This window comes from Microbacterium sp. bgisy203 (assembly GCF_057706945.1).
The window spans coordinates 374,739-389,588 of record NZ_JBYIPF010000002.1; the positions used below are offsets into that span (position 1 = coordinate 374,739).

12 protein-coding genes are annotated in these 14,850 nt (G+C 72.2%); 8 read left to right on the top strand and 4 right to left on the bottom strand.

Annotated elements, in window-relative coordinates; translation table 11 throughout:
- Positions 1–17: 17 nt before the first annotated feature.
- A complete protein-coding gene (locus AC3ENQ_RS05065) occupies positions 18–1,340 on the bottom strand; it encodes an O-antigen ligase family protein (RefSeq protein WP_431802316.1) in 1,323 nt (440 codons plus the stop codon).
- The gene (locus tag AC3ENQ_RS05070; RefSeq protein WP_431802318.1) at positions 1,337–2,740 is read right to left on the bottom strand and encodes an O-antigen ligase family protein; all 1,404 of its coding nucleotides are present in this window, start codon (positions 2,738–2,740) and stop codon (positions 1,337–1,339) included. The genes AC3ENQ_RS05065 and AC3ENQ_RS05070 overlap by 4 nt, the downstream gene beginning before the upstream one ends.
- Positions 2,741–2,824: 84 nt before the next feature.
- Here AC3ENQ_RS05070 and manA point away from each other — a divergent pair, with 84 nt between their 5' ends.
- The 4 genes from manA (at position 2,825) to AC3ENQ_RS05090 (ending at position 9,008) form a co-directional block, all read left to right on the top strand.
- Positions 2,825–4,009, top strand: coding sequence for a mannose-6-phosphate isomerase, class I (manA, locus tag AC3ENQ_RS05075; protein WP_431802320.1), 1,185 nt, complete (start codon positions 2,825–2,827; stop codon positions 4,007–4,009).
- Between the two features lie 161 nt (positions 4,010–4,170).
- Positions 4,171–4,488, top strand: coding sequence for a WhiB family transcriptional regulator (locus tag AC3ENQ_RS05080; protein WP_431802322.1), 318 nt, complete (start codon positions 4,171–4,173; stop codon positions 4,486–4,488).
- Positions 4,489–4,653: 165 nt separating this feature from the next.
- Positions 4,654–7,617: a glycosyltransferase gene (locus AC3ENQ_RS05085; RefSeq protein ID WP_431802324.1), complete on the top strand. Its 2,964-nt coding sequence runs from the start codon at positions 4,654–4,656 to the stop codon at positions 7,615–7,617.
- Positions 7,614–9,008 carry a DUF5719 family protein gene (locus AC3ENQ_RS05090; RefSeq protein ID WP_431802326.1) on the top strand — a complete coding sequence of 465 codons (1,395 nt, stop codon included), beginning with the start codon at positions 7,614–7,616 and terminating at the stop codon, positions 9,006–9,008. The genes AC3ENQ_RS05085 and AC3ENQ_RS05090 overlap by 4 nt, the downstream gene beginning before the upstream one ends.
- Before the next feature lie 39 nt (positions 9,009–9,047).
- On the opposite strand, the gene AC3ENQ_RS05095 is transcribed toward AC3ENQ_RS05090, so the two are convergent.
- Positions 9,048–9,482, bottom strand: a complete 435-nt coding sequence (locus AC3ENQ_RS05095; RefSeq protein ID WP_431802328.1) for a metallopeptidase family protein — start codon at positions 9,480–9,482, stop codon at positions 9,048–9,050.
- 374 nt (positions 9,483–9,856) lie between these two features.
- Between AC3ENQ_RS05095 and AC3ENQ_RS05100 the strand changes: the two genes are divergently transcribed.
- The 3 genes from AC3ENQ_RS05100 (at position 9,857) to katG (ending at position 13,056) form a co-directional block, all read left to right on the top strand.
- Positions 9,857–10,063, top strand: coding sequence for a DUF3499 family protein (locus tag AC3ENQ_RS05100; protein WP_431802330.1), 207 nt, complete (start codon positions 9,857–9,859; stop codon positions 10,061–10,063).
- 172 nt (positions 10,064–10,235) lie between these two features.
- A complete protein-coding gene (locus tag AC3ENQ_RS05105) occupies positions 10,236–10,709 on the top strand; it encodes a Fur family transcriptional regulator (protein ID WP_431802332.1) in 474 nt (157 codons plus the stop codon).
- 73 nt (positions 10,710–10,782) lie between these two features.
- Positions 10,783–13,056: a catalase/peroxidase HPI gene (katG, locus tag AC3ENQ_RS05110; protein ID WP_431802334.1), complete on the top strand. Its 2,274-nt coding sequence runs from the start codon at positions 10,783–10,785 to the stop codon at positions 13,054–13,056.
- Between the two features lie 76 nt (positions 13,057–13,132).
- Here katG and aqpZ read toward each other — a convergent pair whose 3' ends face one another.
- Entirely contained in the window at positions 13,133–13,855 is a 723-nt protein-coding gene (aqpZ, locus tag AC3ENQ_RS05115) for an aquaporin Z (protein WP_431802606.1), read from the bottom strand.
- Between the two features lie 310 nt (positions 13,856–14,165).
- On the opposite strand from aqpZ, the gene mtrA reads away from it, so the two are divergent.
- Positions 14,166–14,846 (top strand): MtrAB system response regulator MtrA, encoded by a 681-nt coding sequence (mtrA, locus tag AC3ENQ_RS05120; protein WP_431802608.1) that lies wholly within the window; start codon positions 14,166–14,168, stop codon positions 14,844–14,846.
- The last annotated feature ends 4 nt before the right edge of the window (positions 14,847–14,850 follow it).

The following is a 14,850-nucleotide window of genomic DNA, read 5'->3' on the forward strand; positions in this document are numbered from 1 at the left end:
GCCGATTCTACCCCGGGCTACCTCTCAGGCAGTGTCGGAACCGTCCCCGTCGGCGTTGCGGCGCCCAAACGCTCGCGCCATCCGCGCGACTGTCCGGCGCGGACGGCGCACAGGACGAGGAGCATCCACCCGAGCCCGAAGAGCGCCAGCGACTCGAACATGCTGGTGACCGCGAGGGCGACGAGCATGAGCGGCGTCCACGCGTACACGATCGAGCGGCGCTCGCTGGCATCCACCCACGAGCGGACCAGCGCGATGCCACCCATCGCGCACAGCAGCAGCACGCCGACCCACCCGAGCTGCAGATGGATGTCGACGTACGCGTTGAGCGCCGTCGTGTGCTGCTGGTCGAGGAGGTCGTTGATGCGCGCGAACGGGATCTCGTTGACGTCCCACGGCCCGAACCATCCCCACCCCTGCACGGGCTGACGCGCCGCGAAGTACGCGGAGAGGGTCCAGAGGTTCGTTCGCATGCGGAGATCGTCGGCCGCCCCCAGCAGGTCGATGATCCGTTCCCGCTGCACGTAGGCGGCAACCGCGACGACCACCACGACCCCTGCCAGGACGGCCTGGGTGAGGGGCCGACGCGCAGCCGGAGCGGCTCGGACGATGGCGAGGATGCCGGTTGCCGCCCCCACCGTGATCAACAAGATCAGCACGGTGGGGGAGGCCGACAGCAGCGCGAGTCCCGTCGCGAGGGACAGCGAGTAGACCGAGAGCCCCGGTCGCAGGGAGTGCGCTCCCCGCTCGACGGCGAACGTGATGAGAGCGACGACGGCGACGAACCCGAGCACATTGCGCGTGCCGAAGATCCCCTGGATCGGCCCGAAGGACGCGAGATTGCCCTGGATGCCGAGGAAGCGGAACGGGACGTCGAAGATGACGCCGCTCAGCACCTCGAGGATGAGCGACAGGGTGAGCGCCACCCGCAGGACATCGCCGAGCGCCCGAACGGTCTGGAGCGTGTCGCGGACATGCCCGATCGTGACGGCGAGGAGCGCGACGGCGGCCATCCCGAGCCACCGGGCGAAGCTCCCGAGCGGGTCGGTGCTCCAGAAGACGCTCGCGAACGCCCACAGGACGAGGAGGGTCAGCGTCGTCGGCACGAGCCGCAGAAGCGAGATCTCGGCGCGCCGTACCCAGAGGATCGCGACGGCGACCACGCACAGTCCGGCGACGATCGTGCGCGCGACGACGACGCCGGAGACGGCGACGACGAAGTGCGCCCCCACGAGCATCGCGAACGCGGCGACGGTGAAGGCTCGCGCGAAATCGGCAGACGCGAGAAGCCGAGCGGCCGCGGACGGAGCGGAGGCCGGGCCCGCGGCATCCTGCGTCATCGTCCGCGCTCGGCGACGGCGCCGCCCTGCTCGCCGGTGAGCCGCTGCTCGCTGGGCCCGCGCCCGATCAGCGGCGCCTGCTTGATCTTGAACGCGAGCATGACGAGGAAGAACCAGCCCCACCCCAGCAGCGGTCCCGACTCGGCGAGGCCCTGTACGAGCAGGATCGCGCCGACGAGAGTCGGGACGAGGGTGAGGGGAGAGTAGGGCCGCGTCGCGACGAGATCCCAGCGCGGGCGGTCGACCGCGAAGAACCATGACCGCCAGACGAACGCGAGCATGGCGAGAAAGAGGAGGACGAGGCCGACGACCCCCAGCTGGAGGAAGGCATCCAGCCACATGTTGTGTGCCTGCATGACGGTCTGGCCGTGGTCGACGATCCACCCGTCGAAGTGCGGATCGCTCGGCACCCATGGCGTCGAGAATCCCCATCCGATCACGGGATGCTCGACGGCCTTCTGCCAGACCTTCTCCCAGATGCCTTCGCGGCCGGTCAGGTCGGCCGAGCGGCCGAGCGCCGAGAACAGCGCATCGCGCCAGAGCCACAGCGCGGCGAGTCCGCCGACGGCGACGACGGCGTACGCAAGGTAGTACCGCGATCTCTCGCCGGGGTGACGGGTGCGGCGCATGAGCAGCACCGTGACGAGCACGACGGTGACGCCGGCCGCCGCGAGGGTGGCCGTCGCGGACCCTGCCCGCACGAAGAGGAACGCCGCGAGAGCGAACCAGGCGACGAGGAGCGCCCGGCGCGGCGCGCGCGACGCGAACCGTACGGCGAAGACGACCATGGCCAGCAGCGCCACGTAGGCGAGGGCGTTGGAGTTGCCGAAGATCCCCTGGATGCGTCCGCCGTCGAACAGGTTGTCGCGACTCCACATCTCGATCGGGTCGGTGCCCTTCTCGGGACGCGTGAACCCCGGCATGACGGGGCCTCCCCAGATGAGCGACGCCCACAGCTCGAAGAGGATCGACAGGCCCAGGATCCACTTGAGCGCCGACGCGATCGCGCGGATGAGCTCACGCCAGGTGAGCACCGACCCGACGAACATCGCCTGCACGGTCGTGGACAGAAGAAGGAGAAGCGTCAGCGCCGTCGCCTCGCGGTACGCCGACCAGATGAGGGAGAGCACCGCCCACGCGACGTAGAGCAGCGCGAACCACGGCAGGCGCCGCCACTGCACGGCCGGGCGGAGCGAGAGCCACAGGACGATCGAGACCAGACCCGAACCGGCGGCGACGATGCCCGAGCCGAGCGTTCCGATCGCGAGCAGCCACGCCGTCCCGGCGACCGAACCTGCGATGACGAAGATGCACCAGCCACGCAGGAGCAGGTGCCCCGTCGTCTCCCGCACCGGCGCCGACGGCGGCGCCTGGACGGGATGGTTGGTGTACACGGCCATGATCCCCTCAGGCTACCGCCCGCGGGTGTGTGATCCCCGGTGTCGCGCGGTCGCGGGCGGATGGGCTCGGCCTAGGCTGATCGCGTGCTGATCCCGATCTCCAATGCGCCCCGCCCCTACTCGTGGGGGCACACCGATTTCATCGCTGATCTCGAGGGCCGCACGCCCACGGGGGACCCCGAGGCGGAGATCTGGTACGGCGACCACCCCGGCGACCCGTCGCGGGTCACCGGGACCGACGAGCGGTTGGATGCCGCGCTCGCCCGCGCCGGGGAGCGCCCGCTGCCCTTCCTGCTGAAGCTCCTCGCGGCGGGATCGTCGTTGTCGATCCAGGCACACCCGACGAAGGCCGAGGCGGTGGCGGGCTTCGCGCGCGAAGAGGCGGCCGGCGTCCCGCGCGACGCGTCCGACCGGCTCTACCGTGACGACAACCACAAGCCCGAGATCATCGTCGCCCTGAGCGACGAGTTCCGCGCGCTCGTCGGCATCCGTCCCGTGGCGGAGACTCGGCGCCTGCTCGCGGCGCTCGGCGGCACGCCCGCGCTCGCGCGTCTCGACGCGCTCCTTGCGGACGACGACGCCGAGCGGGGCGTGCGAGCGGCGCTCGCGTGGGCGCTGAACGACGCCACTGGCGACGATGTCGCCGAGTTGACGGCGGCGCTGGATGCCGCCGGAGGGGCGGATGCCGCCGCCGTAGGGGCGGATGCCGCGTTCGCCGACGAGATCACGGTGCTGCGGGCCGCGGCATCCGACTTCCCGGGCGATGCGGGGCTTTTCGTCGCGCTCCTCATGAACCTCGTGACGCTGACGCGCGGCGAGGCGCTGTTCGCTCCGGCGGGGGTGCTGCACGCCTACCAGTCCGGGCTCGGCGTCGAGCTGATGGCCGCGAGCGACAACGTGCTCCGCGGTGGTCTCACGCCCAAGCACGTCGACGTGCCGGAGCTGCTGCGCATCGTGGACGCGACGCCCGGCCGCGCGCCCGTCGTCGAGCCCGTGGTCTCGGGAGATCACGCGGTGACCTACGACCCGGGCGTCGAGGACTTCGTGCTGACGCGGGTGGAGCTGACGGGGTCGCCCGTGTCCGCGGACCTGCGCGGCCCCGCGATCATCCTCGCGACGCGCGGCGAGATCGCCGTCGCGGAGCGGGAGCCGGGACGCGACGCCGTGGTGCTCGCGCCGGGGCAGGCCGTGTATGTCGGTGGGGGAGCGACCGGCGTGGAGATGTCAGGGACAGGCGAAGCGTTCCTCGCGCAGGCCGGACTGGGCTGAAGCACCTTCCTCGATGGGCGCGACACGCCGGGCGTGGCGCGGGTGAAGGTTCAATCACGCCCTGAGGGTTTACGATCTGCGACTTGACCTCTGGGAATGACAGCGGTGTAATTATCTCCAACACGCGGCACCGCGTGCGGGGAACCAGTGGGGAGAGCGATATGACGGGTTACCGTTCCGGAGTTCCCGAGAACTGGTTCGTCGATCCGGTGAATCTCGGGGTTCCCGGCGTCCGGCGTCCATCGACCGGCGACGAGGATACCGCCCTCGCCTGGCAGGCCGACGCGCTGTGCGCACAGACCGACCCCGAGGCGTTCTTCCCCGAGAAGGGCGGATCGACGCGCGATGCGAAGCGCATCTGCACGACGTGCGACGTCCGCACCGAATGCCTCGAGTACGCGCTGCAGAACGACGAGCGCTTCGGCATCTGGGGCGGCCTCAGCGAGCGCGAGCGCCGCAAGCTCAAGCGCCGCGCCTGACCTCGATACGCCGCGTCTCGATACACCGCGTCTGGATACACCGCGTCTGGATACACCGCGGCGACGCCGCGGCACTCGATCAGCATTGGGTCGGGAGGGTGCGATGTGGGCGCGGCGGCGCGGCATGCGGCCGTGGCGGGAAGGCGTGCTTAGGCTGACGGGGTCATGCCCGCCCGAGTTCACGCGCTGCTGGTCGTGCGCCCCGATGCGCGCGAGGCTGCCGACATCCGCCTGCAACGGACGCTCACCGCGCTCCGCGCGCAGACGCGACCCGTCGACACACTGACGATCGTCCTCTGCGACGCCGACAACCGGGTGCAGGAGGTCGCCCGCGCCTCTCACGCCGAAGGCGTCATCAGCGCCGACCGCGGCACCAGCTTCGCCCGCGCCCTCGCGCTGGGGTCCCACCGACTCGACGGCGACGCCGTCTGGGTGCTCACGCACGACACGGTTCCCGCACCCGACGCGCTCGCGCGCCTCGCGGGCGCGCTCGAAGCGGCGCCCTCGGTCGCGTTCGCGGCGCCCAAGCTCGTCCGTTCCGACGAGCGCGACCGGATCGTCTCGCTCGGCGTTTCGATGACGCGGTTCGGCCGCACCGTCGGCCTGTTCGACGGCGAGCACGATCAGGGGCAACACGACGGCGGGGAGGACGTGCTCGGCTCGGACGTCCGCGGCATCCTCGTCCGATCGGATGCCTGGCGGCAGCTCGGCGGCGTCGACCCCGCCCTCGCCGGTGCCGACGAGGGACTCGACCTCGGCATCCGCGCGCGCCTGCGCGGCGGACGGATCGTGCTCGTGCCGGCGGCTGTCGTGGCCGTGTCGGCGCGCGAGGTCGCTCCTCTTCGCACCGCGTACGCGCAGCGCACCGCGCAGCTGCACCGCCGCCTCGCGTACGCCCCGCCGTTCGCCGTGCCGCTCCACGCGCTGAGCCTGCTTCCGCTCGCGCTCCTGCGGACACTGGGCGCCCTTATCGGCAAGCAGCCGTCGCGGATCCTCCCCGAGTGGGGAGCGGCGACCACCGCGCTCGTCCGGCCCGGTGCGGTCGCGCGGGCGCGCCGCGGCATCCGCACCGATCGTGTCGCGTCGTGGTCGCAGATCGCGCCGCTGCGCGTCACCTCGCGCGAGCTTCGCCACCGGCTCGACGACGACCTGCCCGCAGGCACCGGACGGGGCGAGCTGCACTTCTTCAGCGGCGGGGGCGCGTGGGTGGTCCTCGCGGCGCTCGTCGTGTCGGTGATCTCCTTCTTCTCGCTGCTCGCCTGGCCCGTCCTCGGCGGCGGCGCCCTCGCCCCTTTGCGCGCGGGGCTCTCGGGCCTCTGGGCCGATGCGGCGTTCGGTCTGCGGCCACTCGGCTGGCAGACGAGCGGACCGGCCGACCCCTTCAGCGCGGTCGTCGCCCTGCTCGGCTCGCTCGCCCCGGCGACCCCCTCGCGCGTCCTCGTGATCCTCTGGGTGCTGGCATTGCCGCTTGCCGCGCTCGGCGGCTGGTTCGCGGCGACCCGATTCAGCGATCGAGCGATCGTCCGCGTCGTCGTCGCTGTCGGATGGGCGCTCGCACCGAGCCTCCTCGACGCCCTCATCGGTGGTCGTCCCACGGTCGTCATTGCCCACCTCGTCCTGCCGTGGCTCGTCTGGACCGGCGCCGTCGCGCACCGTTCGTGGAGTGCCGCAGGCGTGGCGTCGATCCTCGCGGTCGTGGTCGTGGCTTGTGCTCCCTCGCTCGCACCGGCGCTCGCCGTCGTGTGGGTCGTGGGGCTGCTGCTCGTCCTGTCGGCCGGGCGTGCGCGGGGGCTGTCGCGCATCATCTGGCTGCTCGTGCCGACCGTCGTGATCTTCGCGCCGCTCATCTGGGAGCGCGTGCGCGCGGGCGATCCGTGGGCGCTGCTCGCCGACCCGGGCGTCCCGCTCGGCGACCCGGGCGGAACGGGAATGGCGCGCCGGATGCTCCTGGCGCTCGGCTTCCCGACAGGAGACGGATGGGATGCCTTCCTCCCGGCATCCGTCGCGGCATGGACCCCCCTGCTCGTCGCGCCCGTCCTCCTGCTCGCGCTCGCGGCGCTCGTCGTCGCGCGGCCGCTGCCGGCTCTCGTGCTCTCGGTCGCGGGGCTCACGGGCGTCGCGACGGCGGTAGGGGCGATCGGCGCACAGCTGTCGACGTCGGGGCCCGAGGTCATCACCGTGTGGCCGGGCGCAGCGCTCAGCCTCTTCTGGATCGCCGCCCTGTGCGCCGCCGCGCTCGCCATCGACGCGCTCCCCGGGGGCCTGCGCCGCGGCGCGCGTGTCGCCGCCCCCGTCTCGGCCGTCGTCATGATCGCCCTCGCCGTGAGTGCCGTGCCGAGCCTGACCGCACCGCTGCGCGGCACCGCGACCATTACGGAGGGCACCACGAGCACCCTGCCCGCGTACGTCGAGGCAGAGGGACGCGGGGGCCTTTCGACGGCCACCTTCGTCCTCGCGCCGACCGCGCCGGGCTCCGTCATCGCCGATGTCGTGTGGGGCGCGACCTCCTCGCTCGGCGGGCAGACGACCCTGCGGTCCGCGCGCCCGGAGGCGGACGCAGCCGACCAGGAGACCGCCGACCTCGCTGCGCGCTTGGTCGCCGACCCCGACGGTCCGGCCGTCGCCGACCTCGCCGCCCACGGCGTGGCCTACGTCCTGCTCGCGGAGGGCGCGGACACCGACGCCGCGCGCGCGGTGCGGCTCGAGGCGGCGACGAGCCTCGATCAGCGTGCCGACCTCGAGATCGTCGGCGACACCGCCAAGGGTCGGCTGTGGCGCGTCACGGGCGACGTGACGCCCCGCGCGAGCGCAGACGGTGCGGATGCCTGGCGCATCGCGCTCGTCCAGATCGGCGTCGTGCTCGCCGCGCTCCTCCTCGCGATCCCGACCCGCCGCTCCCTGGAAGAGGCGCGCCGACGTCCGCGTGTCGTCGGGCGTCCTCGGGTGCGCCGGCGGACCCTCGTCGTCGCGGCAGGGCCGGGTGCCGATGCCGGCTCGGCGCACGCGACGGTCGGGCCCGAGACCGGAACCGACACCGGAGTCGGCCCCGACGCGGGGGCGGACGCCGACCCCGGGGCGGACACCGACCCCGGGTCGGACGCCGCCTCCGACGGGGGTGAGGACCGATGACCCCCTCCGTCGCGCGCACGGCGCGCTGGGCGGTCGGCGGCCTCGCCGCCGCGACCGCCGCAGCGGCCGTCGTCGCGCTCACCGTCGTCGGTCTTCCCGGCGTCCCCCGCGAGTCGATCTCCGTGCTCGCGCAGCCGCCCGCCACCCCCGCCGTCGCCGCGTGCGCCGGTCCGCTGCTCGCAACGGGCAGGGACCCGGGCCGTGCCGCCGCCCTCGAGGATGCCGCGGCGCCCGCCGTCGTCGCCGCGAGCGCCGACGGATCGGCTCCCGCCGAGCGGCGGCTGACCGCGCCCGACGTCACGAACGGCGCGGGGGCCGACGTCCGCGTCGCGACACCCGACGGCGACGAACCGAACGACGTCGCCGCCGCGTCCTCGGCGCGAGCCGCGGACGCCGACCTCGCCGGATTCGCGGCCTCCGCCTGCAGCCGGCCCGCGATGGAATCGTGGCTCGTGACCGGGGCCGCGACGACCGGAGCCTCCGACCTCGTCGTCCTGTCCAACCCCGGCGATGTCCCCGCACTCGTCACCCTGACCCTCTTCGGAGCGACCGGCGAGACCGCCCCCGCCGCCGGCGCCGACATCGTCGTGGCGGCGGGGACGCAGCGCGTCATCCCGCTCGCGGCGCTTGCCCTCGGCGAGGAGAACCCCGTCGTCCGCGTAACGGCCGCGCAGACCCCCGTCGCCGCCTCCCTGCAGTCGAGCCTCACCCGCGTGCTCGATCCCGGAGGCGTCGACCAGAGCGCCGCCGTCGGCGCGCCCTCCGACGAGATCGTGATTCCCGGAGTCGCTGTCACGCTGCCGCCCGGCGAGTCCGGCAGCAGCGAGGTCTCGACGACGCTGCGACTGCTGGCCCCGGCATCCGACGGCACGGCGACCGTCACCGTGACGAAGGACGGCGCGTCCGACGGCGCGTCGCAGGACGTGCCGCTGACCGCCGGCATCCCGTTGCAGCTCGACCTGCCGGGGCTCGCTGTCGGCACGCACACCGTCACGATCCGCGCGACCACCCCGGTCACGGGCGCCGTGTGGAGCGTGACCGGGTTCGGCGCCGGGAGCGACTTCGCCTGGTACACCCCCGCACCGCGCCTCACGGCGGAGACGCTCGCCGCCGTCGCCGACGGACCCGGGGCGACGCTCACCCTCGCGGCATCCGGCGATGCCGACCAGACCGTGACGGTGCTCGCCCCCGGCGGAACGAGCCGCGACGTGACAGTGCCGGCGGGTCGGAGCGCGAGCGTCGCGGTCGACGCGGGGTCGGTGCTCCGCCTCGTGCCGAACGGCGACGGGGTGTTCGCGGCGATCTCGTATGCCGGGACCGGAGCCCTCGCGGGCTACCCGGTGCCGGCGGGCGACGCCGCGGCATCCGCCATCGAGGTCTACCCGCGCTGAATCCGGCCGCCGGATGGAGCGGTCATAACGTGCGGGCGATCAGTACGAGCGGTAGCGGTCGGGGCCGAGGTCCCACGGGTCGCGGTCGAGATATTCGGCCGCCGCGCGGAAGACGCACCCCTCGATCGCCATCCGCCGGTGCAGATCGTCGTCGCGGTGCAGTTCGCCGAGCCGCTCGATCGGCAGGCGGTAGAGGGTGATGCGCTTGCGGTCGACGTCGATGCTCCAGCGGGGGATGCCGTCGTCATCGGATGCCGGGGGCATCCAGCCGACCTCGAAGCGCACCTCGCGCAGCTCCGGCCAGGCGCTCCGCAGGAACTCGGCGGCCGTGCCGACGGCGAAGTCGAACCTCTCCTCGCGCGACTCGAGGGGCAGGAGCGGCGGGCGTACGACGGGGCTCCGGCCCTCGCGCCCGTGCCGGCCGTGCCGGGCGGGGCGCCGCGCCGGTCGGCTCGAGGGGCGCCGCCTGATCATGGCTCAAGTCTAGGTCTCCGCGGTTCTGGGTCCTCCTGGTTCTCGGTTCTCGGTTCTCGGTTCGCGGTTCGCTGTGGTGTCGAGGTCGCCGTTCGGGCGCCGCTTCTCTGTTCGGGCGCCTCTGTTCGGGCGCCACTTTCCTGAGCGCCCACAACCTCCGGCGCCAGTCTCGTGTTCGGGCGCCAGAAAACTGTGGCGCCCGAACGGGAAAGTAGCGCCGGTACACCCGAGCCGCGCACCCGGAGCCCTCACCCGCCGCAGCACCGGCCGCGGCGCCATCGCCGCCGTCCCGACCACCCACCGTCCCGACCACCCGCCGCCGCGACGGCGCGGCATCCGAGGACCCGACGAGCGGCGGCGTAGCGTGGAGCGCGATGCGAACCAGACTGTGCTCCAAGGTGGGCTGTGCCCGCGAAGCGGTGACGACGCTCACCTTCGACTACGGCGACCAGATGGCGGCCGTCGGCCCGCTGGGCCCCGGCGGCGACCCGCACGCGCACGACCTGTGCGCGATCCACACCGACCGGCTCTCGGTGCCGAAGGGCTGGCTCGTCGTGCGCCACGAGACTCTCCGGGTCTGAGGACGTTCTCGGCGCGGCGTCGTCCGGTTCGCAGGAGACTCCGTCGATCGGGGGCTCCCGGGGACCGGGGAGCCGCCTCGACGCGCGATCGTCCTGCGAACCGAACGCCGACCCCCGGCGCCGGGACCGAGTTCTTTTGAGGTGATCAAAAGTAGGCGGTAGGGTGGATGCCGTGACCGCGCCCACCTCGCCCTCCGTCGCCGCCGCCCCGGCCGCTTCCGCGGCCGACGCGCTCCGTGCCGCCGGACTGCGTGTCACCGAGCCGCGGACGGCCGTCTACGACGCGCTTCGCGCGCTCCCGCACGCGAGCGCGGACGCCGTGCACGCGGCGATCGCGGGCGATCTCCCGCGCACGAGCCTGCAGTCGGTCTACAACGCGCTCGGTGACTTCGAGGGCGCGGGCCTCGTCCGCCGCATCGAGCCGGCCGGTCAGCCCATGCGGTTCGAGCTGCGCACCGGCGACAATCACCACCACCTCGTCTGCACGTCGTGCGGCGCCGTCGAAGACGTCGACTGTGCCGTGGGGGAGGCCCCCTGCCTCCACCCGTCCGACGTCCGCGGCTTCACCGTCGCGGTCGCCGAAGTCACGTACTGGGGCCTCTGCCCCAACTGCGCGGCCGAAGCGGCCGACGCAGACGCGGCCTGACACGCGCGTCCCACCTCACACCCGAAGCCCGACCCACACCCGAACCCCGATCCGACCCGGAGGAAGGAACACCATGACCGAGAACGACCCGAGCGCCGCCGGCATCGGAGAGGACGTCACCGACATCGACCAGTCGGTCACCGTCACCGACACCGCAGAGGCCGAGGCCGAGCAGGCCGCGACCTGCCCCGTCATCCACGCGCAGCCGCACCCCACCTCGGGCTCGGCCAACCGCGTGTGGTGGCCGAACCAGCTGAACCTCAAGATCCTCGCGAAGAACCCCGAGGCTCGGAACCCCCTCGCCCCCGACTTCGACTACGCGGCCGCCTTCGAGGCGCTCGACCTCGCGGCTGTCAAGAAAGACATCGCCGAGACCCTCACCACAAGCCAGGACTGGTGGCCCGCCGACTTCGGCAACTACGGCCCTCTCATGATCCGCATGGCGTGGCACTCCGCGGGCACCTACCGCGTGACCGACGGCCGCGGCGGCGGTGGCGCGGGCCAGCAGCGCTTCGCCCCGCTGAACTCCTGGCCCGACAACGTCGGCCTCGACAAGGCGCGCCGCATCCTCTGGCCGATCAAGAAGAAGTACGGTCAGTCGATCTCGTGGGCCGACCTCATGATCCTCGCCGGTAACGTCGCGCTCGAGACGATGGGCTTCGAGACCTTCGGCTTCGCCGGGGGCCGTCAGGATGTCTGGGAGCCGGACGACGACGTGTACTGGGGCCCCGAGACCACGTGGCTCGGCGACGAGCGCTACAAGGGCGACCGCGAGCTCGACCGCCCGCTCGCCGCCGTGCAGATGGGCCTCATCTACGTGAACCCCGAGGGTCCGGCCGGTCACCCCGACCCGCTCGCGTCGGCGCGCGACATCCGTGAGACGTTCGGCCGCATGGCTATGAACGACGAGGAGACGGTCGCGCTCATCGCCGGCGGTCACACCTTCGGCAAGACACACGGTGCCGCACCCGACTCGAACCTCGAGGACAACCCCGAGGCCGCAGGCCTGGAGATGCAGGGCCTCGGCTGGAAGAACAACAACGGCTCCGGCAAGGGCGACGACCAGATCACCTCGGGGCTCGAGGTCACCTGGACCTACCACCCGACCCGCTGGGACAACGAGTTCTTCCACATCCTCTACGCCTACGAGTGGGAGCTCTTCCAGAGCCCCGCCGGCGCCCACCAGTGGCGTCCGACGGGTGGTCAGGGTGCCGACATGGTGCCGCTCGCCCACTCCGACGGCCGCCGCGAGCCGCGCATGCTCACGAGCGACCTGGCGCTGCGGATGGACCCCGAGTACGACAAGATCTCGCGGAAGTTCAAGGACGACCCGAAGGCCTTCGCCGACGCGTTCGCGCGCGCGTGGTTCAAGCTGACCCACCGCGACATGGGCCCGGTGGCCCGCTACCTCGGCTCCGAGGTGCCCTCCGAGACGCTCCTCTGGCAGGACCCCGTGCCCGCCCCCGAGGGAGACCTCATCGACGCCGCGGGCGTCGCCGAGGCGAAGAAGCGCATCCTCGACTCCGGCCTCACCGTCGCCGAGCTCGTCTCGACGACGTGGGCGGCGGCATCCTCGTTCCGCGGCAGCGACAAGCGCGGCGGCGTCAACGGCGCCCGCATCCGTCTCGCTCCGCAGAAGGACTGGGAGGTCAACAACCCCGCCCAGCTCCACAAGGTCCTCGGGGTTCTGGGCGGCATCAAGGCCGACCTCGACGCCGCGGGCACGCCCGTCTCGCTCGCCGACCTCATCGTCATCGCGGGCAACGCGGGCGTCGAGAAGGCGGCGGCGGATGCCGGCGTGACGATCGAGGTCCCGTTCCGCGCGGGCCGCACGGATGCCTCGCAGGAGCAGACCGACGTCGAGTCGTTCGGCTACCTCGAGCCCATCGCCGACGGCTTCCGCAACTACCAGGGCCCCCTCGCGGAGATGCCGGCGGAGTACCACCTCATCGACAAGGCGAACCTGCTGACCCTCACCGCCCCCGAGATGACGGTGCTCGTCGGAGGCCTCCGTGTCCTCGGCGCGAACTGGGACGGCTCGCCCTACGGCGTGTTCACCGACCGGCCGGGTGTGCTCACGAATGACTTCTTCGTGAACCTCCTCGACCTCGGCACGACGTGGAAGCCCCTCGACCCGGGCTCGCACGCCTTCGCCGGGGCGAAGGACGGCTCGGGAGAGAAGGTCGGCGTCGGCACCCGCGTCGACCTCCTGTTCGGCTCGAACTCGGAACTGCGCGCGCTCGCCGAGGTCTACGCCTCGGACGACGCGGCGGAGAAGTTCGTCCGCGACTTCGTGGATGCCTGGACGAAGGTCACCGAGCTGGACCGCTTCGACCTGCACCGCTGAGTCGAAACGCGCAGTTACGACGTCGACGCGGAAGGCCCGCCCCTCTCGGGGCGGGCCTTCCGTCGTTGGGATCGCCTCAGGAGCGGGTGCGGTCGAACAGCGCCCGATGTGCGAACCCGGCGATGAGTCCGCCGACGATCGGGAACACGATGAACACCCAGAGTTGACCGAGCGCCCCCGTGCCGCCGTAGATCGCCGCGGCGATCGAGCGGGCCGGGTTCACCGACGTGTTGTCGACAGGGATCGAAATGAGGTGGATGAGGGTCAGGGTGAGGCCGATCACGAGGCCCGCCATCGTCGCGTTGCCGCGGGTGACGTGCGTGACGCCGAGGATGACGAGGACGAAGACCCCGGTGAGGACGATCTCGATCGTGATCGCCGACCCGAGCCCGAATCCACCGGGGGAGCGGTCGCCGAACCCGTTGCTCGCGAAGCCGCCGTCCTGCGCCTTCTGCAGCCACCCGTCCGGGCCGAACAACCCGATGAGCACGATGATGCTCGTCGCGATCGCGCCTCCGACGATCTGCGCGATGATGTAGCCGATCGTGTCCTTCCACGGGAACCGTCCCGCGGCGGCGAGGCCGAGGGTGATCGCGGGGTTGAAATGGCCACCGGAGAGGGGGCCCCACGCGTAGGCGCCCGCGACGACGGTGAGGCCGAAGGCGAGCGCGACGCCGACGTAGCCGACACCCACGGGGAAGCCGTTGTCGGCGAGCCCGTTGTTGGCGGCGAGGAGGGCTGTTCCGACGCCGCCGAAGACCAGCAGGAAAGTACCGGATGCCTCGGCGACGAGCTTCATCGACGTCGTCGGCGCATCCGCCGCGCTCGACGGCGTGGGCGTGTGGGAGAGTTCGGTCGGATCGATGGGGCGGTCGGGACGGGGGTCGGTGCTCACGGTGGTGTCCTTTCGGCGGTCGGCCGGATCGAATCGTGCCTTGCTCGTGATTGTGCACCCTCCGGCGTCCGGAGGACAGGGCTGCGACGGCACGTTGCGTGCGACGATCACGCGCGATGCGCTCGGCGCGTCCCCAGGCGCGTCCGATACTGTAAACGTGCGCCGTCCCGTCAGCGCCCGGCATCCCGCCGAATCGAAGGACTACATCGCCCCCATGACTTCTCGCATCCTGGTTGTCGACGACGACACTGCGCTCGCGGAGATGATCGGCATCGTGCTGCGCACCGAGGGCTTCGAGCCGGTGTTCTGCGCCGACGGCGCCGTCGCGGTCGACGTGTGGCGCACGGAGCGGCCCGATCTCGTCCTTCTCGACCTCATGCTCCCCGGCATGGACGGCATCGAGATCTGCACGCGCATCCGCGCCGAGTCGGGCGTGCCGATCATCATGCTCACGGCCCGCACCGACACCGCCGACGTGGTGCGCGGGCTCGAGTCCGGTGCCGACGACTACATCGTCAAGCCGTTCAACCCGAAGGAGCTCGTCGCGCGCATCCGCACGCGCCTGCGTCCCGCAGCCGCTGCCGAGACGGAGACGCTCCGCGTCGGCGACGTCGTCGTCGACGTCGCCGCGCACGAGGTGCGCCGCGGAGAGGAGGCGATCGCGCTGACGCCGCTCGAGTTCGAGCTGTTGGTCGCGCTGGCGTCGAAGCCGCAGCAGGTGTTCTCGCGCGAGATGCTCCTCGAGCAGGTATGGGGCTACCACTACAAGGCGGATACCCGCCTCGTGAACGTCCACGTACAGCGCCTGCGCGCCAAGATCGAGATCGATCCGGACAACCCCCGCATCGTCACCACCGTCCGCGGTGTCGGCTACCGCGCCGGCGCGGTGGTGTGACCGC